General features: G+C 45.4%; 26 protein-coding genes. 2 read left to right on the top strand and 24 right to left on the bottom strand.

Annotated elements, in window-relative coordinates; genetic code table 11:
* Positions 1-3: 3 nt before the first annotated feature.
* On the bottom strand, positions 4-2,460 hold the full coding sequence (locus tag NT239_00555; GenBank protein XGA71365.1) for an acyl-CoA dehydrogenase: 2,457 nt from the start codon (positions 2,458-2,460) through the stop codon (positions 4-6).
* 8 nt (positions 2,461-2,468) lie between these two features.
* Entirely contained in the window at positions 2,469-3,167 is a 699-nt protein-coding gene (locus NT239_00550; GenBank protein ID XGA71364.1) for a TetR family transcriptional regulator, read from the bottom strand.
* Between the two features lie 195 nt (positions 3,168-3,362).
* Between NT239_00550 and NT239_00545 the strand changes: the two genes are divergently transcribed.
* Together NT239_00545 and lolD are read left to right on the top strand one after the other, a co-directional pair.
* Positions 3,363-4,598, top strand: a complete 1,236-nt coding sequence (locus NT239_00545; GenBank protein ID XGA71363.1) for a lipoprotein-releasing ABC transporter permease subunit — start codon at positions 3,363-3,365, stop codon at positions 4,596-4,598.
* 9 nt (positions 4,599-4,607) lie between these two features.
* Positions 4,608-5,285, top strand: a complete 678-nt coding sequence (gene lolD / locus NT239_00540) for a lipoprotein-releasing ABC transporter ATP-binding protein LolD (GenBank protein ID XGA71362.1) — start codon at positions 4,608-4,610, stop codon at positions 5,283-5,285.
* 53 nt (positions 5,286-5,338) lie between these two features.
* Here the strand turns inward: lolD and NT239_00535 are convergent, their stop codons facing one another.
* The 22 genes from NT239_00535 to NT239_00430 form a co-directional block, all read right to left on the bottom strand.
* A complete protein-coding gene (locus NT239_00535) occupies positions 5,339-6,031 on the bottom strand; it encodes an RNA methyltransferase (protein XGA71361.1) in 693 nt (230 codons plus the stop codon).
* 93 nt (positions 6,032-6,124) lie between these two features.
* Positions 6,125-7,534: an HDOD domain-containing protein gene (locus tag NT239_00530; protein XGA71360.1), complete on the bottom strand. Its 1,410-nt coding sequence runs from the start codon at positions 7,532-7,534 to the stop codon at positions 6,125-6,127.
* Positions 7,498-8,220, bottom strand: coding sequence for a class I SAM-dependent methyltransferase (locus NT239_00525; protein XGA71359.1), 723 nt, complete (start codon positions 8,218-8,220; stop codon positions 7,498-7,500). The genes NT239_00530 and NT239_00525 overlap by 37 nt, the downstream gene beginning before the upstream one ends.
* 9 nt (positions 8,221-8,229) lie before the next feature.
* Positions 8,230-9,129, bottom strand: a complete 900-nt coding sequence (motB, locus tag NT239_00520) for a flagellar motor protein MotB (protein XGA71358.1) — start codon at positions 9,127-9,129, stop codon at positions 8,230-8,232.
* 30 nt (positions 9,130-9,159) lie between these two features.
* The gene (gene motA, locus NT239_00515) at positions 9,160-10,020 is read right to left on the bottom strand and encodes a flagellar motor stator protein MotA (GenBank protein ID XGA71357.1); all 861 of its coding nucleotides are present in this window, start codon (positions 10,018-10,020) and stop codon (positions 9,160-9,162) included.
* A gap of 96 nt (positions 10,021-10,116) precedes the next feature.
* A complete protein-coding gene (rnhB, locus tag NT239_00510) occupies positions 10,117-10,692 on the bottom strand; it encodes a ribonuclease HII (GenBank protein ID XGA72832.1) in 576 nt (191 codons plus the stop codon).
* A gap of 4 nt (positions 10,693-10,696) precedes the next feature.
* Positions 10,697-11,869 carry a lipid-A-disaccharide synthase gene (gene lpxB / locus NT239_00505; protein ID XGA71356.1) on the bottom strand — a complete coding sequence of 391 codons (1,173 nt, stop codon included), beginning with the start codon at positions 11,867-11,869 and terminating at the stop codon, positions 10,697-10,699.
* Between the two features lie 5 nt (positions 11,870-11,874).
* Positions 11,875-12,651, bottom strand: a complete 777-nt coding sequence (gene lpxA / locus NT239_00500; protein XGA71355.1) for an acyl-ACP--UDP-N-acetylglucosamine O-acyltransferase — start codon at positions 12,649-12,651, stop codon at positions 11,875-11,877.
* An 11-nt stretch (positions 12,652-12,662) separates the two neighbouring features.
* A complete protein-coding gene (gene fabZ, locus NT239_00495; GenBank protein XGA72831.1) occupies positions 12,663-13,097 on the bottom strand; it encodes a 3-hydroxyacyl-ACP dehydratase FabZ in 435 nt (144 codons plus the stop codon).
* Positions 13,098-13,108: 11 nt separating this feature from the next.
* Positions 13,109-14,152, bottom strand: coding sequence for a UDP-3-O-(3-hydroxymyristoyl)glucosamine N-acyltransferase (gene lpxD / locus NT239_00490; GenBank protein XGA71354.1), 1,044 nt, complete (start codon positions 14,150-14,152; stop codon positions 13,109-13,111).
* A complete protein-coding gene (locus NT239_00485) occupies positions 14,152-14,643 on the bottom strand; it encodes an OmpH family outer membrane protein (GenBank protein ID XGA71353.1) in 492 nt (163 codons plus the stop codon). Before NT239_00485 ends, lpxD begins: the two co-directional genes overlap by 1 nt.
* Positions 14,644-14,657: 14 nt before the next feature.
* Entirely contained in the window at positions 14,658-16,949 is a 2,292-nt protein-coding gene (gene bamA, locus NT239_00480) for an outer membrane protein assembly factor BamA (GenBank protein ID XGA71352.1), read from the bottom strand.
* Positions 16,950-16,976: 27 nt separating this feature from the next.
* Entirely contained in the window at positions 16,977-18,317 is a 1,341-nt protein-coding gene (rseP, locus tag NT239_00475; protein ID XGA71351.1) for an RIP metalloprotease RseP, read from the bottom strand.
* Complete coding sequence (gene ispC, locus NT239_00470; protein XGA71350.1) at positions 18,311-19,510, bottom strand: 1-deoxy-D-xylulose-5-phosphate reductoisomerase; 1,200 nt, start codon at positions 19,508-19,510, stop codon at positions 18,311-18,313. Before ispC ends, rseP begins: the two co-directional genes overlap by 7 nt.
* Positions 19,511-19,554: 44 nt before the next feature.
* The gene (locus NT239_00465; protein ID XGA71349.1) at positions 19,555-20,373 is read right to left on the bottom strand and encodes a phosphatidate cytidylyltransferase; all 819 of its coding nucleotides are present in this window, start codon (positions 20,371-20,373) and stop codon (positions 19,555-19,557) included.
* Positions 20,374-20,375: 2 nt separating this feature from the next.
* Complete coding sequence (locus NT239_00460) at positions 20,376-21,131, bottom strand: isoprenyl transferase (protein XGA71348.1); 756 nt, start codon at positions 21,129-21,131, stop codon at positions 20,376-20,378.
* A gap of 16 nt (positions 21,132-21,147) precedes the next feature.
* Positions 21,148-21,705, bottom strand: a complete 558-nt coding sequence (gene frr, locus NT239_00455; GenBank protein ID XGA71347.1) for a ribosome recycling factor — start codon at positions 21,703-21,705, stop codon at positions 21,148-21,150.
* Positions 21,706-21,815: 110 nt separating this feature from the next.
* Positions 21,816-22,535 (bottom strand): UMP kinase, encoded by a 720-nt coding sequence (gene pyrH / locus NT239_00450; protein ID XGA71346.1) that lies wholly within the window; start codon positions 22,533-22,535, stop codon positions 21,816-21,818.
* Positions 22,536-22,631: 96 nt separating this feature from the next.
* Positions 22,632-23,510, bottom strand: coding sequence for a translation elongation factor Ts (gene tsf / locus NT239_00445; protein XGA71345.1), 879 nt, complete (start codon positions 23,508-23,510; stop codon positions 22,632-22,634).
* A 96-nt stretch (positions 23,511-23,606) separates the two neighbouring features.
* Positions 23,607-24,332, bottom strand: a complete 726-nt coding sequence (rpsB, locus tag NT239_00440) for a 30S ribosomal protein S2 (GenBank protein XGA71344.1) — start codon at positions 24,330-24,332, stop codon at positions 23,607-23,609.
* Between the two features lie 178 nt (positions 24,333-24,510).
* A complete protein-coding gene (locus NT239_00435; protein XGA71343.1) occupies positions 24,511-25,311 on the bottom strand; it encodes a hypothetical protein in 801 nt (266 codons plus the stop codon).
* A complete protein-coding gene (locus tag NT239_00430) occupies positions 25,311-26,285 on the bottom strand; it encodes an MlaD family protein (protein ID XGA71342.1) in 975 nt (324 codons plus the stop codon). The genes NT239_00435 and NT239_00430 overlap by 1 nt, the downstream gene beginning before the upstream one ends.
* Between the last annotated feature and the right edge of the window lie 4 nt (positions 26,286-26,289).

Genomic DNA, 26,289 nt, shown 5'->3' with positions numbered 1-26,289 from the left:
GGTTTAAACAACAGTACGGTGGATCGCATTAGGATCAGGGTTGGCCAAATGTGCATCAAAATCATCGACCATAATCACCTCACGTTTCAAGCGGCGAGCACGCGTTACCGCAGCATGTTCATCAGCAGTGATTAAGCCTGCCGCCAAAGCTTCATCCAAGCGGGCACTGGCCGTTAATTGTTTTAAGTGCCCTTCACGTTGCGCGCGGCGTAATTTGCTTTCCAAACCTTCGGTTTCCATCACGGCTTTCAGCGCATATTCAAGTACACCAATTGAGTCGCTTTCGTCATTTGGGCGATACATGTATTTGACCAAACGATCACGAGCAGTCGACGGTTCCATCAGGCTACGAGCAATTCGAGTGCCAACCCGATCAGCTGGTGCTTTGATACTCATGCCGCACGGAAACACAATGCGACGCGCCACCCAGGCAATAAAACGATTGGGGTGATTGGCCAAAAAGCCATTCATCGCTTCTTGGCAATCATAAAGCGCCGTTTCTACCGCCCAACGCACAAATGGACGGTCTTCTTTGGGCTCGCCATCGTCGTGAAATTTCTTCAACGCCGCAGTGGCCAAATACAAATTGGACAACATATCACCCAAACGAGCAGACAGCTTTTCTTTAAACTTCAAGCTGCCACCCAAGGTGCTCATCCCTAAATCAGCCAGGAAAGCGAATGCGCTAGAGAGTCGAACAATGTCACGATAATTTTGCGCAGTTGGTCCGTCTTTCGGCGCCGATACCAAGCGCGCACCAGTCAAACCCAGCCAAAATGAGCGCACAGCATTCGAGATCGCAAACCCGATGTGACCGATCACCGCATCATCAAATGCTGCCAAATCTTTGCTCATCGCCGCGCGCAATTCTTTCAGTACAAATGGGTGGCAGCGAATCGCACCTTGTCCAAAGATAATCATGCTGCGCGTTAAAATATTCGCACCTTCCACCGTGATCGCCACAGGTATTGCTTGGTAACCCAATGCCAGATAGTTACGCGGACCGATACATACGGCTTTACCAGCATGAACATCCATCGCATCGTTAATGGTTTTACGCATGCGCTCGGTATTGTGGTATTTCAAAATACCGGACAGCACCGATGGTTTTTCACCCATATCGAGCGCTGTCAACGCTAGGCGTTGTGCCGCATCCATTTGGTAGGTGTAACCACCGATCCGGCCCAAGGCTTCATCAACGCCTTCGAAACGGCCGATTGATAGACCAAATTGGCTACGAATTCGTGCATAAGCGCCGGTGGTATATGCAGCCAACTTACCTGACGCAACCGACATTGCGGGCAGCGAAATACAGCGCCCTACCGACAGGCACTCAACCAACATTTTCCAGCCTTGACCTACATAATCTTGCCCACCGATCACCCAATCCATCGGAATAAACACGTCTTTACCCCAATTCGGGCCATTTTGGAATGTGGCGGTACCCGGATAGTGGCGACGACCAATATGAACGCCATCGTGATTAGTTGGGATCAACGCACAAGTAATGCCCACATCGTCCTTAGTGCCGATCAGATGATCTGGATCGTACAGCTTGAACGCCATGCCCAAAATCGTCGCAACGGGGCCAAGGGTGATATAGCGTTTTTCCCAGGTTAGGCGAATACCAAGCACATTTTCATGCCGTATACCTGTACGGGGGTCAGTGTAGCTGCCACGTGTAACAATACCGTAGTCTGGTATGCCGCCCGCATCTGAGCCAGCCTCAGGGCTAGTCAAGGCAAAACATGGAATTTCCTCGCCTTTTGCTAAGCGTGGAAGGTAGTAATTCTTTTGCGCTTCAGTCCCATAGTGTTGAAGCAACTCACCAGGTCCGAGTGAGTTAGGCACCATCACTGTTACCGCCGCACTACTTGAGCGTGTGGCGATTTTCGTCACCACGCGAGCATGAGCGTAATTGGAAAACTGTTTGCCGCCGTATTCCTTTTTAATAATCATGCCCAAAAAGCCTTGCTCTTTGATGTATTGCCACACCTCAGGGCTCAGGTCTTTTTGATTTTGCGTGATTTCCCAATCATTGAGCATCTGGCATAAGGTTTCAGTGGGGCCATTAATAAATGCCTCTTCCTCAGCGCTCAATTTAGGCTCTGGATAGTTCAATAATTGCGAGAAATCAGGTTTACCGCTAAATAGCTCTCGATCCCACCACACCGTTCCAGCGTCAATCGCCTCTTGCTCGGTTTGCGACATCGGCGGTGTAATTTTGCGAAACACACCAAACAAAGGACCAGTAAGGATGATTTGACGCAGTAATTTCAAATTCAAAATGATGGCAATAGCAACAGCGGCGACAAACCAAGCCATTGGTGCACCTTGCACAAAGACAGCATAATTCACAGCGGCAATTACCATGATTGAACTTAGCCATAATGGCGCACTGAAGTAGGCCAAAGCACCTAGAAAAAAGACCACAGCAGCAATACAAAATAAGATGGTCATGATAGCTCCTAGTTTTGTGCAGCGGCTGGGCTGGTTAGCCCAGCAGAGATAAAGGGTAGCAACATTTGTGCAACACGCTGGGGATCACGAGCATTGACCATGGGTTGCTCGGTGAACAAACGCAATACATGATTTCCGGCAAAAGCATTGAAAATGGCGCTGGTCATAAAATGAAAGCGCCACGCTACTTCGCTGCCACTCAGGTTTGGCAGCGCACGCTCTAAGGCCGCTTGATAACGCCGTGTCAATTCACCATAGCGTTGCGGAATTTTTTCCTTTAGCACCGCATGCGGTTCAACATAACTGCGCGCCAAAAGCCGGACAAAAATCAAACCGCCAAATTCAGGATTGCTCCCCATCTCCAGTGCGGCAGAGAGAAAGGATTGCACAATTTCGGTCGGATTGTTGGCCTGCCCACTTGCTTCCAATTCACTGAGTTTACTGAGTGATAGCCGTACAAAGGGTTCAGCACGACGCTCAAACACCGCTTGAAACAAACCATCTTTGGAACCAAAATAGTAGTTGACCGCCGCAATATTCACTTCGGCTGCACCAGTAATTTGACGCATTGATGTGCCATCAAAACCATGCTCAATAAATAACAACTCAGCCGCATTCAGAATTCGGGTAGAGGTATCGAGATTTTTTCCTGCGTCCATCATCCACTCCAGCACCCAGATCTTGTAGTTGATCCAGATCAATTTCAAACGATTGTTTGAAAATTAAATCTCGCCCATCAATAAGTCAAGTAGCAAATACTTAAATACAGGTAATTGCTTATTTTGGTGCAGCAAAATCGACACAGTCACAAAGTACACGTTAACGATAAGAAATCATGAGCTGACATCTTTGAAAGGTAGAGCCTGTGATAAACTGATGGCACTCTGATATTGGCAGCGAAAATGTACGAACTTCTGATTGGCTTACGCTATACCCGAGCTAAGCGCACGAACGGCTTCATTTCCTTTATTTCCCTCATTTCGATAGTTGGCATTGCCCTCGGAGTTGCAGCACTAATTATCGTGCTATCCGTTATGAACGGGTTCCAAGAAGAAGTGCGTAACCGCATCTTAGGCATGGCCTCACACATTACGATTTCCAGCCCCAACAACGCTTTAAGCGACTGGCAATCGGCAGCACGCACAGCCAGCCAAAATCCACACGTAAAAGGAACTGCCCCCTACGTATTAGGTCAGGGTCTCTTTACCAATGGCAGTCAAGTTAAAGGTGTATTAGTTCGTGGCATAGAACCAACAGAAGAGCGGAAAGTAAGTGAAGTGACCGAAAAAATGATTGTCGGCACCGCTAATGATTTACGCGCAGGAGACTTTTCTGTGGTACTGGGATGGAATTTGGCTCAAGATTTAGGGGTAACACTGGGTGATAAAGTCACCCTGATTACACCACAGGGTCAAGTCACGCCAGCGGGCTTAATCCCTCGATTACGGCAATTTACGGTCGTTGGTATTTTCAAAGCTGACTATTACCCTTATGACGCCAACTTAGCACTCATTCATCTATCCGACGCTCAAAAACTCTATCGCACAGGCGATGCCATTACAGGCGTACGCGTTAAGCTCGACAACCTCTTCCAAGCTCGTCAAGTTGCGCGCGAAATGAATCGCGACTTACCTGAGCTGATCGTGGCGGACTGGAGCCAAGAAAATCCAACCTATTTTAGAGCCGTTGAAATTGAAAAGCGGATGATGTTTATCATCCTGACCTTAATCGTCGCAGTGGCTGCTTTTAACTTAGTTTCAACTCTAGTTATGGTGGTCACCGACAAACAGGCCGACATTGCGATTTTAAGAACCTTGGGCGCATCGCCCGCATCAATCATGAAGATCTTCCTCGTTCAAGGCGCAATGTCGGGAGTAATTGGCACTGTAAGTGGCGTGGTTGGCGGCGTACTTGTTGCACTCAATATCAGTACTATTGTTCCTTTTATTGAGCGTGTAATTGGTAGCCAAATTTTGTCGGCCGATGTGTATTTGATCACTGAATTGCCAAGCAAGGTAATACCAAGCGACGTTGCAAGCATTGGTGGCATTTCTCTATTGCTCGCCCTATTGGCGACACTTTATCCTAGCTGGCGCGCTTCGCGTGTTAATCCAGCGGAAGCGCTGCGCTACGAATAACAGGCCAATATGAATTCAGACATTATCTTATCCGCCAACAAACTCTCGAAAAGTTATTTCTCGGGAAAAATTGAAACCCCGGTTTTACATGCCGTCGACTTCACACTAAGCCGAAGTGAAATTGTGGCATTGGTCGGGGCATCTGGCTCCGGCAAATCTACATTACTTCATTGCCTAGGAACTCTTGATCACCCTAGCTCTGGCTCTGTTAATTTGATGGGCAAGGATCCATTCACCCTTAAAGACAGTGAGCGCGGACAATTACGCAATCAGCATCTTGGGTTTGTTTACCAATTTCACCATTTACTACCTGAATTTACTGCGGCAGAAAATGTTGCGATGCCACTCCTAATTCGCCGCGTGGACAAAAAAATCGCCCTACTGCAAGCGTGCCAAATGCTTGATCGAGTCGGCTTAGGGCATCGCAGTGAACATAAGCCAGGGGAGTTATCGGGCGGGGAGCGACAACGAGCGGCAATTGCCCGCGCGCTGGTTACTCAGCCCAACTGTGTATTGGCTGACGAACCGACTGGCAACCTCGACCAGAGTAATGCTAGCGCCGTTTTTGACTTAATGATTGAATTAGCACAAGACCTAGGCACGGGTTTCTTAATCGTCACCCATGATGCCAGTTTAGCAAGTCGATGCCAGCGGGTACTGCACATGCGTGACGGACACTTAGCCTAAAACAAGGTATTGCCCGTCAGATATGGACAATCAGGGACTAAATAGCAATACCCCTAAGTAGTACGATTTTGCCGCAGTTTTTCGTAAAGACTAATTGCTGCGGCATGCCCCACATTCAACGACTCAATCCCCACCTGCATGGGAATATACACCTTTAGAGTTGCCAAAGCGGCTACCTCACTTGAAACCCCCTGCCCCTCTGAGCCGACAACCACTGCAACATCACCCCGTAGATCTGCAGCATAAAGATCGCACGCCTCTTCATCAAGCAAAGTCACCATCACCTGCCCAGAAAACTGCTTAAGTTGAGCTGGTAGATCCACATTTTCAAAGCATGGCAAAACCATCTGAGCCCCCATTCCTGCACGAAGCACTTTTGGGGACCAAATATCGGCACATTGCGCCGACAGCCAAACTTGTTCAACCCCTGCTGCGTGTGCGGTGCGCAAAATAGCACCCACATTACCTGGGTCTTGCACTCCATCAAGCAGTAAACAAAACCCAGCAGTTTTTAACTCAGAAGGCCGAGGGGTTTTGATGAGCGCCAAGATACCAGTTGCGCTCGGCAATTCACTTAATTCTTGAAAAAGCTCATCGCTCAGTTTTAACTTACGCGCATTAGAACGCGATAGCAAACCTGCAATCTCGGGTTTAGCAAGGCCATTTTCCGTCACCATCACCACGTCAATGTCATTTCCAGCATCTAACCAGGCGCAGACCAAATGAGCACCATCAAGGAGCGACATCCCAGTTTTATGCCGATCACGCCTAGACTGACTTAATTTGAATGCTTGTTTAAAAATTGCGTTTTGCTTTGAAGATATGAATTCCATTTTTCTTCACATGGCTGATTTGCGGCGTGCATTATGCGCTAAAGCACGGCTTGTGAGCGTACTAATTTGCTTGAAGTGTTGATACTGATAGTCCGAAACTTGAGCCTCGCCACCGACATCTGCATAAAGAATGCCCAGTGGTTTATCACCCACAAAAATCGACATTGCACAAAAACTCTCAGCATGAATTTGCTCGCGAAATTCAGCTGGCAACAGTGGCTGATACTGACCGGCATTTCCAGAATTAAGCCAAATACTGCTCGGTTTTTGCAGCAACCTTGTAAACAAGTGAGGGGCTTCTAATGGCACCACTAAAACTCGCAACGCATCAGTATCCGCTCCTTGAACATAGCGGGAACGAAGGCTATTTTCTGCAGCCATAAACAGCGTAAATGCGATACGTTTCATCCCCAAACCTTCCGCGATCGCTTTAATTGCTAAACCCATCACTTGATTGGTTGCGGCCCCTTGCACACCAGCAAGATGCAAGGCCTGCATACGCTCAATCAATACATCCTTTTCAACTGGTTTAATACTCACATTTGCCTGTTCAGCTAATAAATTTGGATTAGGCCAATCACCAGGCTGCATGACCAACCAGCGCGCCGGAGTATAAAAAGCATGCTGGCTAGGGAGCCGGTGACTTAAACTCACCAGGCATTTGACCACTGTACGCCAAACATCACCGACTTCTTGCCCTAAAATCAAAGCGATCGTTTGTAGATGGGCAGTAATATCGGGTTGCCACCAACCTTTATCTAAACAACCCATTAAAGAAATTAACGCTTTATGCAAAGCGTAGCGCGGGCTCGGCTCAACCATAACCCCTACTAAATCCAATACAGTAGCTGGATACTCCCAAATTTGAAGCAGCTTGTGCAAATTCACAGGTGAAGGTGTCATTGATAACGAAGGCACCTTGGCCAATAAAGGCAGCATATGCTCCAACGGAGTCAGCAAAGCGGCAATTTGCACAACATCAATTTTTGAATCGTAGCGCTGCGTTGCAAACTCTTTGGCTAAACGGCGCAATGTCTGAGCATGAAAGATCCACTTCAATAGAATAGAATACTCTTTCTGCAGGTCTGGCAGCAGCAAGCTCTCAATAGTGGTATGCCGAGCAAATCGTTCTAAAAAAGGAACGACGCCAATTAATAAAATTGCACTTTCTATCGAAGAAATTTCTGTTGAGAGACTAGTTTTGCTGCGATGATTTACAGTTCGAAGCAATTGAGCTGCCAGCAAAGGGTCTTGGAGCACGACTTCTGCAATCTCGGATGGCTTAATTTTGTCTGAGCGCCGAACCATCGCAATGATCTGATTGCGTGATGACTGCAAAATAGGCAGTGGCTTATTAAGCCATTCTTGATGCGCACTGACTACATTTGCCATATCAGTAACTTCCCCGTTTTCCAATCATGTAGATCAATTTCAAGGTTCGGCTTATGCTCAAGAATTTCAAAACTATTACTAATTAAAGTTGCCCCTGGGGGGAGTTCTGATTTAGCTTTAGCCCACAATTGAGACATAACGGCAGGTGAAAGGTAGGCGTAGATACAATCATAGTTTGCAAAATGAATATCGCGGTAATCACCATGTATCCATTTAACTTTTTTATCCAACAGAAGCCGACCATAAACCCAAGGCAAAAATGCCTGCTCAACGCCACACAGCTGCAAATCTGGTCTTACTCGTGACAAATAATTTAAAACACGCCCGGTACCAGCGCCAACATCCAAAAATTTAGAATTCGGTTTTATATTTGCAGCAAGTATATCGAGCGCCTCTTTTTCAGTCAGAAAAAGGGGAACTCGTGAGAGAGCAACTCGGCCGAATACAACCCAAGTAACCAAAAAAGCTAATAAGTAGTAATAGTTGGGAATATCTAATTGTAATGCAAGGAAAACTACAGGTAGAAAGCTAAAATGTATCCATGGCCACCATCGCTCAGGGTGGATAAATCTAGCAACTGCAAAGCAAAACAAAGCACTAAACAACAAACTAAAAATCAATGGCAATTTTAACGCTAAAGCACAGAAAATAGCTCCACCGACACATTGGGTAATAGTAAAGCGTAGCCACGGTTTAAATTGCTGAAGCATTGATATAGATTACTGCGTTTGATCGGGAGGTTGTGAACTAGGTTCTTGCTCTTGCAACTGCTGCCCAGCTTGCTCCCGGATATCAGTTTCCGCGTCTTTATTTAAGACAACAATACTAATCCGTCGATTGATTGGGTTATAAATATTTTCACTATCAAGTGGAATTACATCGCCAAAGCCATTTACGCGCAATATTTTACTCGGCTCTAACCCACCCAAAATCAGTTCACGACGTGAAGCGTTGGCGCGTTCAGATGATAATTCCCAGTTGGTGAAACCTGCAGCACCACCTGCAAATTTACTACCATCTGTATGACCTGATAATGAAATAGCATTAGGTACTTCATTCAGTAACTGGGCAATTTCTTGCAAAATACCATGCGCAAAGGTTTCTAGCTCAGAGCTACCGGATTTAAACATAGGTCGATTTTGCTCATCGACAATTTGGATTCGCAATCCTTCCGCAACCATATCAAGTTTTAATTGGTTTTTATATTTTGCCAAAGTTGAATCTTCGCGAATTTTGTTGTCCATCAAAGCTTCAAACTTTTGTTTTAACTCAGATAATCTGCGCTTATCTTTAGCGGCTTCAGTTTGGCTTGGAGGTGCGCCTTTTTTGACTTGTCCAGCTTGCTTTGTTAAGTCATTACCACCGCCTTGAATGACCGTATCAGATTCGCCAGCTCCTGAACCGCCCGCGTTGGCAATTTTTACTGGATTGGAAAAATAATCGGACACCCCTTTCAGATTTCCTTTTGAAACAGAACCAAGCAGCCACATTAATAGGAAAAAGGCCATCATGGCGGTAACAAAATCGGCATATGCGATCTTCCAGGCACCACCATGGTGACCGTGGCCACCCTTTTTGATCTTTTTGACAACTATGGGGCGTTGGGAATCGTCACTCATTGCAAATCCAGTCGAAATGTATGCTCAGGCTTATTTGCCTTTAGCATTTTTAACAAATTCTTCCAACTCTTTAAATGAAGGTCGCTCAGTTGAGGATAGCGCTTTGCGTCCAAACTCCACGGCGACCTGAGGTGCATACCCATTTAGGCTTGCTAATAAAGTCACTTTAATGGTTATCAACACTTGATGCATCTCTGCATTTTTTGTCTCAAGAACTTGGGCAAGGGGGCCAACAAAACCATATGCAAGCCAAATACCCATGAATGTTCCTACCAGCGCAGCACCGATCAATTTACCCAATTCTGACGGAGGCAAATGAAGAGAACCCATTACGTGCACAACCCCCATTACTGCAGCAACAATACCAAAAGCAGGCAAACCATCCGCCAGCTTCGCCATTGCTGAAGCAGGTCCTTCTGCCTCGTGGTGGTGTGTATCAATCTCAACATCCATTAAATTTTCAATCTCAAACGCATTCAGGTTGCCTCCAACCATCAAGCGAAGATAATCGCAAATAAATTCAGTAACATGGTGATCATGAGATATTTTGGGGTATTTTGAAAAAATTGGGCTGGCATGAGGATCTTCGACGTCCCCTTCGATTGACATCAACCCTTCTTTTCTGACTTTAGCCAACAACTCAAATAAGCAGGCAAACAAATCCATATAGAACGGCTTAGTATACGCAGAACCTTTAAAGATAGAAGGAAGGGCTTTGGCAAATGCCTTCATACCTTTGCCACCTTGTGCGGCAATCATACCGCCGATTGCACCACCGAAGATGATCACAATCTCAGATGGCTGCCAAAGAACACCAAGATGCCCTCCATGCCATGCATATGCCCCTAAAATACAGGCACACATAAAAACGTAGCCAAGTAAAACGAACATTAGTCCGTACCCTATTACTAGTTATAAAGGTTTGCTAATAGTACTATCGCATAGTCATCTTAGTGACAGACAAATCGACTCACAACCAAAATCATCTCAAAACAGTTCACTTTGTATTAATGTTGCACGAACTGGTGCAAATGAACAACGATGACATGCTGTTGCACCATGAAGTTTTAATTTTTCTAAATGCAGTGCAGTTCCGTAGCCCTTGTGCATTGAAAATCCATAGTCAGGATAAAGTTGATCCAACATATCAGACTCTGCATCTTTTGCTACTTTTGCAAGAATAGAGGCCGCTGATATGGATATTTCGGTTAAATCACCCTTCACGATCGCCTTTGCAGGTATTGCAATGTTAGGAATACGATTGCCATCAATAATTGCAAATTCAGCGGGAACACAAAGACTTTCAATAGCGCGTTTCATCGCCAACATTGTGGCTTGCAAAATATTCAGACTATCAATTTCATCTACAGAAGCACTAGCAATCGACCAACTTATTGCTTCTGCCTTGATCACTGCGTCCAACTGCGCTCTCTTTTTTGCACTTAGCTTCTTCGAATCAGTTAGACCTGCGCACTCCCATCCTTGAGGTAAAATAACAGCTGCTGCAAAAACTGATCCAGCAAGTGGGCCTCTTCCTGCTTCATCTACCCCACAAATCCTCACTAGTTTATCCTTTTGAGAGCATGGAATAGATAGCTTGGGCAGCACGCTGGCCTGCGGAGCAACGCATTACCGCATGTAAATCAGCAAATTTTGCGGCAATTGACTGCTGTAAGGGCTTATCATCCAAATAATTGCTGATCGCTAAAACCAAATTCTCTGCACTTGCATCGTGCTGCAAAAACTCGGGCATTAAAAACTGCTTACTGATGATATTAGGCAAACTAACATAAGGCAGTAGATATTTACGTTTAACTATTTTATAGGTAAGTTCGGAAACACGATAAGCAACAACGGTTGGTTTTTTAGCCAACATTGATTCAAGAGCGGCTGTACCTGATGCCAACAACACCACATCAGCCGCAGACATTGCTTCATGCGAATGCCCAAACATTAAACGCCAATTGAGGTTTTCAGCTTGTTGACGCCAGAGCTCTCGCTCGAAGAGCAATCGTGTTTCACGTGTAATAAATGGCACAAGAAATACTAAATCTGGATACTTTTCAGCCAGTTTTTTTGCCGTTTCGATGAATAATGGTGCAAGCGCCAGCACTTCACGCTGCCTACTGCCAGGCAAAATAGCTAAGGCATTCACACCCTTCGCAATATTTAAAATTTCACGATAGCTAGCTTGTTCTACTTTTAGTGGCATTTGATCCGCAAGAGGATGGCCAACAAAAGTAGCAGGAACACCCGCATTGTCGAAAATTTCTTTTTCAAAAGGCAGCAATAATAGAACGTGATTGACTGCAGCTTTGATTTTATTGATTCGTTCTGGTCGCCAAGCCCAGATGGAGGGGCTTACATAATGAACCGTTGGCACGCCTAATCTTTTAATCTTCTGAGCTAAGCCAATATTGAAATCAGGCGCATCAATTCCAATGAAAAGATCAGGTTTACTAAGCTGACAACTATTAATTAAGCGTTTTCTGAGGCGTAATAGTTCAGGCAAATGTTTTACTACCTCAACAACCCCCCCTACCGATAGGGTCTCCATTGGTTCAATAGTTTTCGCCCCCGCAGTTAACATTTTGGGGCCAGCCACACCCACGAAATCTGCTGATGGGTATAGTTTTTTTAACTCAACGATTAGAGATGCACCCAAAACATCACCGGATGCTTCCCCCGCCACTATCGCTATTTTAGGCCAGGCTTGAGGTTTGAAATCAAATTCAGACATTAGAATTAGCGGACAATCCCACGTTTTGATAGCGTAAAGAAACGCACAAAAGGTTCAAGTGAAGTTTCGTTTTCAGCCAATGCACTGATTTGCGCTACAGCATCTTCGTAAGATAAACCAGTTCTATACAACAGTCGGTAAGCCGTTTTAACTGCTCGGATGCCCTGCTCTGTAAAACCGCGACGTTTCATCCCCTCGGAATTAAAACCTCGAGCAATGGCACGATTACCCTCGCACATAACGAATGGTGGTAAATCTTGGACGATAATTGACCCACCACCAGCCATGGTATGCTCACCAATAGTACAAAATTGATGAACAGCTGTTAAACCACCTAAAATCGCAAAATCTCCAACCGTAACATGCCCTGCCAAGGTGCAACCGTTGGCCATAATTACATTATTGCCAAGAGTACAATCATGGGCTATGTGCGCGTAGGCCATAATCCAATTATCAGAGCCAACACGTGTGATACCTTGATCCTGTGTTGTTCCGGTTGAAATTGTGACATTTTGGAAAAAAGTATTCCTATCGCCGATCACAAGTTTAGTCGGCTCGTCAGCGTACTTTTTATCTTGAGGATCACACCCTATAGCACAGTATGAATAAAAACGGTTACCTTCTCCAATTTGCGTATAGCCGGAAATAACGGAATGCGAATCAATTATTGAGCCGGATCCGATAGCTACATTTGGGCCAATAATTGAAAAAGGCCCGACAATCACATCGTCAGCAATCGATGCGGCAGGATCAACTAGTGCAGAGGGATGGATTTTGGGCATATCAACCTCAGTTAAACTTCACGCTGCGCACACATTAAATCAGCTTCACAAGCTAACTCATCACCTACAAATGCCTTTGCAGTATATTTCCAAATGCCACGTTTAGATGCGGTGATTTCAGCAGTCAAAATTAACTGATCGCCCGGCACGACTTGTCGTTTAAATCGAGCATTATCAATGCCCGCATAAAAAAGAATTGTATTTTTAGATGGTGGAGGCTGTATGCTTTTGAATGTAAGTACGCCAGCAGCTTGAGCTAATGCCTCCAAAATCAAGACACCAGGCATTACTGGGTATCCGGGAAAATGCCCTTGAAAAAAAGGCTCATTCATTGTGACATTTTTAATTGCTTTTACCGACTTACCAGCCTCTAATTCAAGTACTCGATCTACCAATAAAAAAGGATAACGATGTGGTAAATGTTCCATAATGCCTACGATATCAATTGGCGTCACGCTTACTCTCCTTGATTCACTTGTTTACTTGTAATTAATTTTTCTAAGCCTTTGAGCTTTTTCGCTAACTCATCCAGCTTCCTAAAATGGACCATATTTTTTAGCCAAGTTCCATGGGGAACCACAGGTACGCCAGAAGCATAAACCCCACTTTCCGCGATTCCTGATGGCACACCACTACCCGCCAAAATAGTTACCCTATCAGCAACCTTCAAATGGCCCGCAATAAGCACCCCACCACCAATTAAGCAGTTACTGCCAATTTCAGCGGAACCGGCAATACCTGTACACGCCGCAATCGCCGTATTTTTTCCAATTTTTACGTTATGGGCAATTTGAATTAAATTATCCAATCGGACACCTGACTCAATTACCGTATCATCTAATGCACCGCGGTCAATAGTAGTGTTGGCTCCAATTTCAACATCATCGCCAATCACAACCCGCCCGATTTGCGGAATCCGCTCCCAATGATCACCTGCCCACGCATTACCAAACCCATCGGATCCGACTACCGTACCTGAGTGGATTACACATCGACTGCCAATAATCGAATCAGCATAAATAGTGACTCTTGGCATAAGTATTGAGCCAGTACCAATTATTGAATTTTTACCAATAAAAACACCTGCTTTCAGCTGGCTAAACTCACCTATTTGAACACCAGACTCAACGACAACGTTTGGTCCAATTTCAACGGTAGCAGGCACATTAACATCCGCGGCAATTGTTGCCGAAGGATGAATTGACTGGGTGGATTGAACCCTAGGATTAAAGTAATTTGCTACCCTAGCAAATAGCAAATTAGGGTCACTCGTTAATAGATAGGAACGATTCTGTGGTAAATCATCCGTGCTTTTAACGATAACAGCCAAAGCCTTGCTATGCTCTAATTCTGCAGCAAACTTAGAATTACTAATAAAAACCAATTTTCCTGGTGTAGCTCCTAGAAGCGAGGCCACACCGTCAATTATAAGGTCCCGCCCCAGCAGCTTTGCATCAAACATCTCTGCAAGAGCGGATAGATAAACACCTTTTGTATTCATTATCGATCCACCAATTGACGCAACACCTTATCTGTAATGTCTAACTTAGGATTTCTATACACTGCATCCTGTAAAACAACATCTAACTTCTCTTGATCTGCAATATTTCGAATGGCTGAATTTACTCTTTCTTGTAAACCTGACAACTCTTCATTTCTGCGAGAATTTAAATCTTCATTAATCTCTCGTTGCATTCGCTGAAAATCTTGATTTAACTTCAGTAGCTCACGCTCTTTCACTCTTCTATCTGCTTCTGATAAAGACCCCTTATCGAGCAATTGCTGCAATGCTTTGCCTTGCACAGAAATTTTTTGCAACTCTATCCTTCTAGGCTCAAACTCTTTTTCTAATTTTTTCGCTGCACGAACTGCAGGTCCCGCCTCACGTAAAATTCGCTGAGTATCAACAAAACCAATTTTTGTATCCGCTTTCGCCACATTCGAGATTAGTAAAGCTAGCAAAGCGAGAGAAAGAATATATTTAAGTTTCATAAAATGCCCCACGATCAGAACACCTGTCCCAATTGGAATTGAACACTTTCAGTCTTATCCCCATCTTGGTTATTAAATGGTTTGGCCCAAACAATTTTTAATGGCCCAATCGGAGAAATCCACGTAAAACCAACGCCCGCTGAATAGCGTAATGATGAAAAATCAGGTGTTTCACCTGTTCCCCAAATATTACCTGCATCTGCAAATACACTGAGGCGCATCGATTTATCGTCTTTCATACCTGGCAAAGGCATATAGAGCTCAAAGTTATTTACAAAACGCGTCGTCCCGCCCATTGCATCGCCATTCTCATCTTTTGGCCCAAGCGAGCCCGATTTATAGCCACGCACCGAATTGACACCACCGGCATAATAGTGCTTGTAAAATGGCATTTCATCTGCAGAATAGCCATCTCCATAGCCAAGCTCTACGTTCCAAGCAAACGTAATCGGCGACTTCTCTCTAAATGAATAAAAAAACTGACTTTGGGCAGAAAGCTTATAAAAAGTAATGTCAGATGGCGGAACGGCAACTTCTGCATTTAATTTTTTATACCAACCCTTTGTTGGAAAGGTAGATGAATCACGATCATCCGCGGACCAATTGGCAGTTAGTGAGAAAGTGTCGGAAGTGTCACCATATTTTGCAACATGATCAACAACGTACGATGGTGAGGCTGGATAAGTAATTAACTTTAAGTTTTCATAGTTCAAGCCCCAGCCAATACTATTGTAATCGCTTGTTGGCATGCCAAAGTTAAAATTCAAACCCTTCGTATCTGTTGAATAGTCACCAAGCTCCATCTCACCAGGATCAGTAGTTCTCATATACAAGCTCCATCCAAAAGAAACTCCATCAGGAGTTGCATATGGATTCCGCATGGATAAAGCATAGGTTTTAGAGGCAGAACTCGTGTTCAATTCGGCTGTAAATCGCTTACCCGTGCCTAAGAAGTTGGCTTGAGAAATCGACGCCTGAAATAAAGCGCCCTCACCTTGCCCATAACCGACACCAAAGTTGAAGTTACCGGTTTTCTGCTCGACAACTGATACATTCATATCAACTTGATCTAAGGCATCAGGAACAATTGGCGTTTCAATATTAACCTCAGAGAAATATCCAAGCTGCTGTAAGCGCTCTTTTGAGCGTTTAATTTTAGATAAATCATACTCCGCAGACTCCATCTGACGTAATTCACGTCGAACCACTTCGTCGCGGGTTAAATTATTCCCATAAATATTAATTCGACGTACGCTGGTTTTTTTACCAGGATCTACCATGAAATTAATAGAAACTTGTTTTTTTTCTTCATCAATCTCAGGCACAGGATTTACGTTTGCAAACGCATAACCTTGCTCACCTAGTAAATTCGAGATTGCAGTTAATGATTTGTTTACCGTTTCTCTGGAGTAAACATCTCCAGCCTTAACCATTGATAACGCAAGAAGTGAGTCTTTAAACTCGGGTAAGGTGGTTGCCAAATCAACTCCGGCGACCTTATATTGATCACCCTCACGCACATTAATCGTTAAATATATCTCGCTTTTATCTTCTGAAAGAGCCACAGCGGTTGATTCAATAGAAAACTTGATATAACCACTATCTAAATATAAAGACTTAATCGCCTCAAGATCGGCTGCAAATTTTTGCTTAGAGTATTGATCTGACTTTGTATACCAAGTCATCCAATTAGTCGTAGTTAGTGCCATTTGCGAAGCTAATTCGCTATCGCTAAACACAGTATTACCAACAAAGTTGACACTCTTAATTTGTGCAACGTCACCTTCAGATATGTCAATCTGGATACCCACACGATTTCGGTCGAGTTTAGTCACCGTTGTTTTAATATCAACGGAATAGCGACCACGTGAATAGTATTGCTGCTTCAGTTCATTGATTGCAGAATCGAGAATTTCTTGCTGAAAAATTTGGCTTTCTGCAAGATTCTGAGCCTTTAAAGCCGTTTTAATTTGTTCTTTTTCAATTAGTTTTGAGCCATTAATATTGATTTGTGACACCGTTGGCCGCTCATCCACAGTGACTACAAGGACATCTTTATCAGCCTCAATCCGTACATCATCAAAAAAACCCGTCGCGAACAAGTTACGTATCGCTTGACTCGCTTTGGCGTCGTCAAACTGCTCCCCAACTTTAACGCCTAAGTAGTTAAACACAGTACCTGCATCAGTACGCTGCAAACCTTCCACGCGAATGTCGCGCACGGTGAATGAATCAAAAGCCAAAGCGTTGATGCTTAGACTTGCAAGTGCCGCGCTGAGCAGCAGGTACATAGGCTTAAATTTCATTTTTATCGGCAATTTAGAAGTGTGTAGTTAACCCAGCAACAGTCGGCTTGTATCATTAAATAAAGCCAGCGCCATCAGCATGAGCAAGAGAGTAAGACCTATTTTTTGCAACCACTCGGTGACTGATGCTGGAACAAGCTTACCAGTCAACAATTCGTAGCTATGATACAGCAAATGACCGCCATCCAAAATTGGCACTGGCAGCAGATTAAGCACACCAAGGCTAATACTAATGAGCGCTAAGAACTGTAGATATGCTAACCACCCCAGTGAAGCACTCTGCCCTGCGTATTCAGCAATCCCGATTGGTCCACTGACCTGCTTGGGCGATAAAACACCGATCAGCATTTTGCCAAACATTCGTAAGGTGAGCACAGCCATTTGATAGGTTTTTTTCACACCCATTTGGACCGCGGCCACAGGAGATAACTCGATCGTCAATTGCTGAGCTTGATTTTTAAAGCGATCTGCCTCTGGAGCTATGCCTAGTCTTGGCACTTGAACACCATCAACCAGCTCAACAATCGGCGTAACATTAAACTGTTGCATCTGACCTTTACGCTCTACTTCTATTGAAATAGAACGACCATTGCTGGCTAATACAGCGGCCTGTATTTCAGCCCACGTTTTAACCGGCAACTGGTTGACTGCGACGATGGTATCGCCCACTTGCAAACCTGCTTTTGCAGCAGCGCCACCTGTTTGAACAGCAGCAAGTATCGTCCTGCTATAAAACGGAGAGAGCCCCAAACGACTTAAAAGGTGCTGATCAAATTTATCAGCAGAAACAGCCCCGAGCGGCAACTCGACACTTCGGGTATTACCCGTTTTATTCCTTAGTTCAAGCGCAACAGTCTGCGCACCCGCATAATCAAATAATTCAACCTGCAACTGATCCCAACTATCAATCGGCCTACCACCAACGGAAATTACCTGATCACCAGCGACTACCCCCGCTTTATAAGCGATACTAGCTGGCTGTACCGTGGCGATTTCCGCTTTGAGCGTTTTAACACCCACAAGATAGCAAATCGAAACCGCCACTACAGCAAATAGTAAGTTTGCCAAGGGTCCAGCCAGAACAACCGCTATTTTTTGTAAAGGGTGCTTATTGTTAAATGCCTTTTGCTTCGCACTATCCGCAATGGGAGCTTCCGTTTCGTCCATCATGCGTACGAAACCACCCAAAGGTATCATTGCAATCTGCCAAGTCGTTTCACCACGCTGCCACTGATAGATTGGCTTACCAAAGCCAATTGAAAAAGTTAATACCCCCACCCCGCATCGCTTTGCAACCCAGTAATGTCCATACTCATGAACAAATACCAGCAGACCAATTGCAAAAAAAAAGGCAATTATGGTTAACATGCAACACCTACCGACCAATTTGCCACTTGCGAATTTGCATACGCTCGAGCCTGCGAATCAGCCAGCAACAATTCTTCGAGGTTTAATGCAGATAAATCGTACTGAACCGATAGACAGGACTCAATTAATTCAGGAATTTGCGTGAATTTGATTTTCCCATTCAAGAAGCTATCCACTGCTACTTCATTGGCTGCATTAAGCACCGCAGGTGCTACACCGCCCTGTCGAATTGCCTTGTAAGCTAACGCCAAACATGGAAAGCGCACCAAGTCAGGCGCTTCGAAATCAAGGCGAGCGATACTAAATAAATCCAATGGCTTAACCCCAGCTTGAATACGCTCAGGATAAGCCATTCCATAGGCAATTGGCGTTCGCATATCAGGCGAACCTAACTGTGCGATAACTGATCCATCACGATATTGCACCATGGAATGAATGACGCTTTGTGGATGAACGACAACATCAATTAGATCAATTGGGGCATTAAACAGCCAATGCGCTTCAATAACTTCCAGCCCTTTATTCATCAGACTTGCAGAGTCAACAGAGATTTTCCGGCCCATTGACCAGTTAGGATGCTTAACAGCTTCAGCAGGAGTAATCGATGCCAGGTCATCCAGCGCACGCGTTCTAAATGGGCCACCTGACGCAGTTAGCAGCAGCTTTTCAATACCAGCTTGCTCAAAAGAGCTTTGATAAGGATGCTCACGAAATTGAACGGGTAATGATTGGAAAATTGCATTGTGTTCACTATCTATCGGCAACAGCTGTGCGCCAGAATGCTTTACGGCATCCATGAACAATTGCCCTGCGAGCACAAGGGTTTCTTTATTAGCAAGCAAAACACGCTTTCCAGCCTTCGCCGCAGCCAATGTTGCAGGCATGCCAGCCGCCCCCACAATCGCCGCCATCACAGTATCGACTTCGGGAGCAACGGCAATGTCGATTAGCGCTTGCTCTCCAACCAACACTTCACAATTAAGCGCTTTTTGATTTAGCGCATCGCGCAACCATTGGGCTTTCGACTCTTCAAGCAAAACAATGTAACGCGGTTCAAATTGCGCTGCGATGGCTAACAATTTTTCAACTTGTGAGGCACCAGACACGGCAAAAACTTCGTATCGCTCTGGATGGCGGGCAGCCACATCTAAAGTGCTCTGACCAATGCTACCAGTCGCTCCTAAAATACTCATTACGCGTTTTTCAAGCTGCATAAAGCGCCTACTAATAAAGCCATTTAAAGCAGGTGCGACAAATAAATCGCCGCACTCACAGGCAAAATCGCCAACAAACTATCGATTCGGTCTAGCACACCACCGTGCCCAGGCAATAAATTACTACTGTCCTTCATGTTGATTTGCCGTTTGAACAAGGACTCGAGTAAATCACCCATAACGCTAACAGCGGTCAAGAGCAAACCGATCACTAGCCAGATAAATGCCTGCCCAAGTGGTGATGAAAAAGCAGTGTTTTGAAATAAAACAATCGGCTTAGGCAACAATTGAATGTAAATTACAACGGCCAGTGCACCACCATAAACGCCTTCCCAGCTCTTACCAGGACTAATGCTAGGTGCTAGTTTATTTTTGCCAAATGCTTTTCCTGTGAAATAGGCAAAGGTATCAGCCACCCATGCAATCATCAGAATGCACAACAAAAATGTTCCATCTGGATGCAAAATCACCATTGCCATCGCGCCAGGTACTAACAAAGCTAAGCCAAGTAAAGCATTTAGATTACCTGCGCGACTCAATACCCACTTAGCTCGCAACCAAATTGGAACACCCACAACCCAAAAAAAAGCTGCCGCGAAAATCAGGCCCACGCGAAATTCAAGCGGCAAGCCATACCAAGAAGCCAAAAATGCTGCGGGCACAATAATTGGGTAGCTCTTGGCTAACCAACCCGACATACCTGAAAGGCGCTGCCATTCCCAGCCCGCAAACCCCAACAGAGCGGCACAAAACAAAACCCATAAATTTGCAGGCAAAAGAAACAATGCAGCTAAGACAACAGGTAGAAGGACTGAAGCAGTGATAATTCGAGTTTTTAACATAACTATTCGCTTAGCTGCTCACTAATACGGCCAAAGCGTCGCTCTCGCTGCTGGAATGAGGCAATTGATTCCCGTAATTGTGCCCGCCCAAATTCAGGCCATGCTAAATCAGTAAAATAAAGCTCGGTGTAGGCCAATTGCCAGAGCAAGAAATTACTAATCCTTTGCTCTCCACCCGTCCGAATAAACAGATCTGGATCTGGGGCATAAGACATCGACAAATAGGGCTGAAGATCTGTCTCGCTAAACCCCGCAGCTAATGCTGGATTCGCTTTCAGCATTTGTTGCGTGGCAGTCAAGATATCCCAATGACCGCCATAATCTGCAGCAATGGTGAGACATAAGCCAGTGTTTGCCGAAGTTTGTGCTTCAGCTGAAGCGATTAAGGCCACCAATTCAGACGAAAACTTGCTGCGATCACCGATAATTTTCAAACGAATATTGTTACGCATCATGCGCTCAACTTCGCTGTGCAAAACCTGTAAAAACAAACCCATTAAGAACGTGACTTCATCAGCAGGGCGGCGCCAATTTTCACTAGAAAATGCAAAAACTGTTAAATAGCCAATCTTTAGCTCATCACAAGCCCGAATAACCTCGCGTAACGCATCCACGCCTTTCTTGTGGCCGTAGATGCGTGGCATCATTCGTTTTTTTGCCCAACGACCATTGCCATCCATAATAATGGCAATATGCTGCGGCATTTTTCCTTGGGTTAAATCGATATCCTGCTCGCTTTCGCGATTAAACAAAGCCACGCTTACCGCCTTTCTCTTATACCGTCAGCAATTCTTTTTCTTTCTCAGCCAATTGGCGATCCAAATCAGCAATGTATTTATCGGTCAGTTTTTGGATCTCATCTGTACCACGACGCTCATCATCTTCAGAGATCTCTTTATCTTTAACCGCACGCTTGAGTTGGTCATTCGCATCACGACGAACGTTACGGACTGCAACTCGTGCATCCTCAGTTTCACCGCGCACAACCTTAATCAGGTCTTTACGGCGCTCTTCGGTCAGCATAGGCATAGGCACACGAATCAAATCACCTTGCGCGGCGGGATTAAGACCCAAATCGCAATCACGAATCGCTTTCTCAACCTTAGCAACCATATTTTTTTCGTATGGTTGCGCCCCAATCGTACGGGAATCAATCAATGTAATATTTGCTACTTGATTCACTGGCACCAAGCTACCGTAGTACTCTACTTGCACGTGATCGAGCAAACCAGTATGCGCACGGCCAGTACGAATTTTTGCCAAGTCTGTTTTTAATTTTTCGGCAGTTTTTGCCATTTTTTCTTCGGTTGATTTTTTGATATCAGCGATCATTTTCAATAACCTCTACAACACTTCAGCATTAACGCTGCCTGCACTAAGCAGCACGTAATAAAAAAACAGGCGGGATTATACCCGCCCGTCGAGATGAGTTCGATACAATCTTAGCAGTGTACCAGTGTACCCTCGTCTTCCCCAAGCACCACGCGCTTTAAAGCACCTGATTTGAAGATGCTCAGCACACAAATATTCATTTTTTGATCACGGCACAATGCAAACGCGGTTGCATCCATCACCTTCAGATTGCGACCAATCGCTTCATCAAACGTAACCGTTTGGTAGCGAACTGCGTCTGGATTCTTTTTCGGATCATCGGTGTATACACCATCAACCTTAGTGGCCTTCAAAACAATATCAGCCCCTACTTCCATACCGCGCAACGCAGCAGCAGTATCGGTGGTAAAGAATGGGTTACCAGTACCCGCGCCAAAAATAACTACTTTACCTTCTTCTAGATAGCGAATTGCTTTGCCGCGAATATAAGGCTCTGCCACCTGCTGAATAGTTAAAGCAGACTGCACGCGTGAAACAATACCAGCATGGCGCATTGCATCTTGCAGTGCCAAGGCATTCATTACGGTGGCCAACATGCCCATATAATCAGCTGTTGCGCGATCCATACCTGATGCAGCAGGTGCTACACCACGGAAAATATTGCCACCACCAATCACAACGGCAACCTGCACACCCAAATCAACTACTTCTTTAATTTCTTGTACGATACGATCAATCGTTGCACGATTAATACCGTAACTATCATCTCCCATCAATGCTTCGCCAGAGAGTTTTAACAGAATACGGTTATATTTTTTTGGCAGGCTCATAAGGATTCCTTATATGATTTCTCGGGCGTTCTGGTAGATCGTAGTCGTAGAAACGCCGCACCTGTAGGCGCGGCGTTTCTTAGTCTAATACAAGACTTATAGTTGTGCAGCAGCAGCTACTTCAGCGGCGTAATCAACAACTTTCTTCTCAATACCTTCGCCAACAACAAATGTAGCGAATGCATTAACTTTAGCAGAATTGTTTTTCAACAATTGCTCGATTGTTACTTTGTCGTCCTTCACAAAAGGCTGTGACAACAAAGTCACGTCTTTCAGGAATTTCTGAACAGTACCTTCAGCGATTTTTTCCAACATTGCTTCTGGCTTGCCAGCTTCCTTAGCACGCTCAATGGCTACACGACGTTCAGTTTCAATCGCTTCAGCATCAACACCTGAAGCATCCAATGCTTTTGGCTTAGCAGCTGCGATATGCATCGCAATGTCTTTACCCAATTGCTCGTCACCACCAACCAGGTCAACCAATACACCTACTTTGGCACCGTGGATGTACGCAGCCAATTGGCCTTCAGTTGAATAGCGAACAAAACGACGCAAAGTCATGTTCTCGCCCAATTTAGCCACGATAGCTTTACGCAAGTCTTCAACTGTTTCGCCAGAATCAGTAACTACCGCAGCCAACTCTTCAACGTTTGCTGGGTTGCCAACTACAACTGCTTTAGCACAAGCAGTAACGAATGCGCCGAAGTTTTCATCTTTACCTACAAAGTCAGTTTCGCAGTTAACTTCGATGATCGCACCAGTTTTTTTGTCTTCAGCGATAAAGGCCTTAACAACACCTTCTGCAGCAGTACGGCCAGCCATTTTAGACGCTTTAGCGCCAGATTTGATGCGCAGCGCTTCTTCAGCTTTTTTGATGTCGCCATCAGCTTCAACCAGTGCTTTTTTGCACTCCATCATACCCAAGCCAGTCATTTCGCGCAGTTCGCTGACCATTTTTGCTGTAATTGCAGCCATGAATTTCTCCCAAATAAGGAAATCAGTCTATTTGAAGATTGTTACAAAAAAGGGGCTAAACGCCCCTTTTTAGATGTTTTCGCTTCAGCGTTTGGATTACTCAGCAGCAGCTTCGCTAACTGCAGCAACCAAAGCTTGAGTCGCTTGGTTACGACCTTCCAGAACTGCATCAGCAACTGCACGAGCGTACAGGCGGATTGCGCGAGCAGAGTCATCGTTACCAGGAATAACGTAGTCGATACCTTCTGGGTTGTTGTTAGTATCAACAACACCAATTACAGGGATACCGAGCTTTTTAGCTTCAACGATAGTACCAGCTTGGTAACCAGTGTCGATTACGAAAATCGCGTCTGGCAAGCCACCCATTTCAGAAATACCAGCCAATGAACGCTCGAGTTTTTCAACTTCACGTTTCATGTCCAACAATTCTTTCTTGCCGTAGCCAGTGCCTTCAGCATTTTCCAGAACCGCTTTCATGTCGTTCATGCGTTTGATCGACTGCTTAACTGTTTTGTAGTTAGTCAGCATACCACCCAACCAGCGGTGATCAACGAATGGTGAATTTGCGCGAGTAGCTTCTTCAGCGATGATTTCGCGAGCAGCGCGTTTAGTACCAACGAACAACACGTTACCTTTGTTTGCTGACAATTGACGCACGAATTTCAGTGCATCTTCAAACATTGGCAATGTTTTTTCGAGGTTAATAATATGAATCTTGTTGCGAGCGCCGAAAATGTATTTGCCCATTTTCGGGTTCCAGTAACGGGTTTGGTGGCCGAAGTGTACGCCGGCTTCCAGCATATCGCGCATGCTAACAGACATTGATTTCTCCAAAGTCTCAGGGGTTAAGGTCTTCCGCCCGTAGGAACTAATAAAGCACCCTTGAGATACGGACGGGAAAATTACTGTGCAAACCATTTACACAGCTAGTCGGCGATTATAACCGCGTTAGCGCCCGCAGTTCAAGTTATGTTTGCAGCTGGCAAATAACTCCGAGCCGTCAACATTGCATTGCTTGACACAAGCTATCGATTTTCAGTTGAGTCTGGGCAGCGTCACGCTCTAAATTAAGCGCCTGCTGCGCCGCCAACTGCAACCGATAATCGGCCAGCAACCAGTCTGGTCGCGCCAATTGTCGATCCAAATCAAGCGCAGCATTAATGGCCGCCAAAGCCGCTTGATACTGTCCAAGTCCGATATGCGCTAGGGCCTTTTGTTGATACGCATGCGCCCGTTCAACACGCTCAGACTCGGGCGCCGCTTGCAGCAACTGCTCAGTCAAGGCCAAACCCTGCGACCATGCCTGCTGATGAAGCGCCATTTTGGCCGCAATATTGAGCTGAGCCCACAGCAACACACACGGTGAAGCACATAAGCGCTTTGACTCATCTAATACTTTTTGCACAAATTGTACATCGTAATCCTCCTTCGCCGTCAGCACCTGCGCAACTTGCAAATTGGCTTGCGCACGCTGCGCATCAGCAAACAGCGACTGCTCCAACATCGGCGCCAAAGTCTCCCGCGCACCCGAATAGAAACCCAATCGCAACTGAGACTGCGCCAAACCCAAGCGCGCCATGCCTTGCCCAGACCAATCATCCAAAGCTTGATACTGCTTGAGCGCAACGGACCACCAATCGGCAGCCCCTTGCACATCACCGGCACGCATTGCCGCCAAAGCCTTACTGTGACTATTCTCTACCGCAATACGCAACGCAGGTATTTCAAGCTTCGGTGAGCTAGTACACGCCCCCAAACCCAACATCACAACCGCAACGAGTGTTTTAATCAAATGAGACATCAGCGACTCTCCGCAATCGGCGCAGTCAATGGCGCGCGCTCAAGGCTGCGGCTTAACGGCCAAATCTGTTGAATTGCCCCAAGCGTTTCATCGCTACGACGAATTAATTCATCCCCATTACGCACCATGCTCGGTACGTATGGCGCAGATTGCTCCACCGTTTGCCGCAGAATACGCATTGAAGCACTCGCGTCGGTGCCGATTGATTGCACACTCTGCATTGACGAAGCCGCAGCATTCAAAAGGGGCGGCAACTGATGCGCCAACTCACTCGCAATCACATCGCCACGCAGTAGCAAGCGATCCGCACTTTGCAATGCCTGGCGCCCTTCTTGATCCATCAATCCGTCAGTACGCTGCAGCAATTGATCGACCTTTTGGCGCGTCAACTCCAATTCGGCAGTCAGCTTTTGCACATTGACCATGGTTTGGCGCACATCCCCCTGCGGATCATTAATATAATTGAGCGTATCTTGCACCGAACCAATAATCGGCAGAGTACGCTCGCGCAAATCAAGTGCAATATCACCCAGCCCAAGTGTTTTGATAAAACTAAGAACCCCACCCTCTGGCATAACCTTAGCTTTATTTGACCCGACATAAATTTCGATAAAATGATCGCCAATCACACCATCTTGCTGCAAGACCGCTAAAGAATCTTCCTTAACCCACTTCATATAGCGATCTTCAATCAAAATCGAAACATCAACTTTGGCCTGCTCATTCAGCGCCACCTCATCAACCACTCCGATGCGAAAACCCGACAAACGTACCTGCATGCCCGGCGTTAAACCTGTACCGCTTTCAGCGACAAAATGCAGCCGTGTCTTGGCATTGAACCAGCCCTGACGTTCAGCCAAGACCCCCATCAAGGTTAAAATAATCAGAGCAATCACCAGCGCGAACAAACCCACTCGCCAACCCAGCAACTGAAATCGTGGGTCAATATCTTTTAGAAAACGATGCTGTTTCATTGTT

The sequence above is a fragment of the Chitinibacter sp. SCUT-21 genome (genome assembly GCA_041874755.1).
In the GTDB taxonomy this organism is placed as follows: Bacteria; Pseudomonadota; Gammaproteobacteria; order Burkholderiales; family Chitinibacteraceae; genus Chitinibacter.
The sequence above is the reverse complement of the archived record's forward strand: the minus strand, read 5'-3'. Positions and strand labels throughout refer to the sequence as shown.

Excerpts from the sequence above, each read along its gene's own strand:
- lpxD (XGA71354.1), bottom strand. The coding sequence starts at position 14,152 with ATGAATACAAAAGGTGTTTATCTATCCGCTCTTGCAGAGATGTTTGAT.
- frr (XGA71347.1), bottom strand. The coding sequence starts at position 21,705 with ATGATCGCTGATATCAAAAAATCAACCGAAGAAAAAATGGCAAAAACT.
- motA (XGA71357.1), bottom strand. The coding sequence starts at position 10,020 with ATGTTCGTTTTACTTGGCTACGTTTTTATGTGTGCCTGTATTTTAGGG.
- NT239_00435 (XGA71343.1), bottom strand. The coding sequence starts at position 25,311 with ATGTCTCATTTGATTAAAACACTCGTTGCGGTTGTGATGTTGGGTTTG.
- tsf (XGA71345.1), bottom strand. The coding sequence starts at position 23,510 with ATGGCTGCAATTACAGCAAAAATGGTCAGCGAACTGCGCGAAATGACT.
- bamA (XGA71352.1), bottom strand. The coding sequence starts at position 16,949 with ATGAAATTTAAGCCTATGTACCTGCTGCTCAGCGCGGCACTTGCAAGT.
- motB (XGA71358.1), bottom strand. The coding sequence starts at position 9,129 with ATGAGTGACGATTCCCAACGCCCCATAGTTGTCAAAAAGATCAAAAAG.
- NT239_00555 (XGA71365.1), bottom strand. The coding sequence starts at position 2,460 with ATGACCATCTTATTTTGTATTGCTGCTGTGGTCTTTTTTCTAGGTGCT.
- NT239_00430 (XGA71342.1), bottom strand. The coding sequence starts at position 26,285 with ATGAAACAGCATCGTTTTCTAAAAGATATTGACCCACGATTTCAGTTG.
- rpsB (XGA71344.1), bottom strand. The coding sequence starts at position 24,332 with ATGTCTGTTAGCATGCGCGATATGCTGGAAGCCGGCGTACACTTCGGC.
- ispC (XGA71350.1), bottom strand. The coding sequence starts at position 19,510 with ATGAGTATTTTAGGAGCGACTGGTAGCATTGGTCAGAGCACTTTAGAT.
- NT239_00485 (XGA71353.1), bottom strand. The coding sequence starts at position 14,643 with ATGAAACTTAAATATATTCTTTCTCTCGCTTTGCTAGCTTTACTAATC.
- NT239_00525 (XGA71359.1), bottom strand. The coding sequence starts at position 8,220 with ATGCTTCAGCAATTTAAACCGTGGCTACGCTTTACTATTACCCAATGT.
- NT239_00545 (XGA71363.1), top strand. The coding sequence starts at position 3,363 with ATGTACGAACTTCTGATTGGCTTACGCTATACCCGAGCTAAGCGCACG.
- NT239_00465 (XGA71349.1), bottom strand. The coding sequence starts at position 20,373 with ATGTTAAAAACTCGAATTATCACTGCTTCAGTCCTTCTACCTGTTGTC.
- NT239_00535 (XGA71361.1), bottom strand. The coding sequence starts at position 6,031 with ATGTCGCTCCTTGATGGTGCTCATTTGGTCTGCGCCTGGTTAGATGCT.
- lpxA (XGA71355.1), bottom strand. The coding sequence starts at position 12,651 with ATGCCCAAAATCCATCCCTCTGCACTAGTTGATCCTGCCGCATCGATT.
- pyrH (XGA71346.1), bottom strand. The coding sequence starts at position 22,535 with ATGAGCCTGCCAAAAAAATATAACCGTATTCTGTTAAAACTCTCTGGC.
- rseP (XGA71351.1), bottom strand. The coding sequence starts at position 18,317 with ATGTTAACCATAATTGCCTTTTTTTTTGCAATTGGTCTGCTGGTATTT.
- lolD (XGA71362.1), top strand. The coding sequence starts at position 4,608 with ATGAATTCAGACATTATCTTATCCGCCAACAAACTCTCGAAAAGTTAT.
- lpxB (XGA71356.1), bottom strand. The coding sequence starts at position 11,869 with ATGTCTGAATTTGATTTCAAACCTCAAGCCTGGCCTAAAATAGCGATA.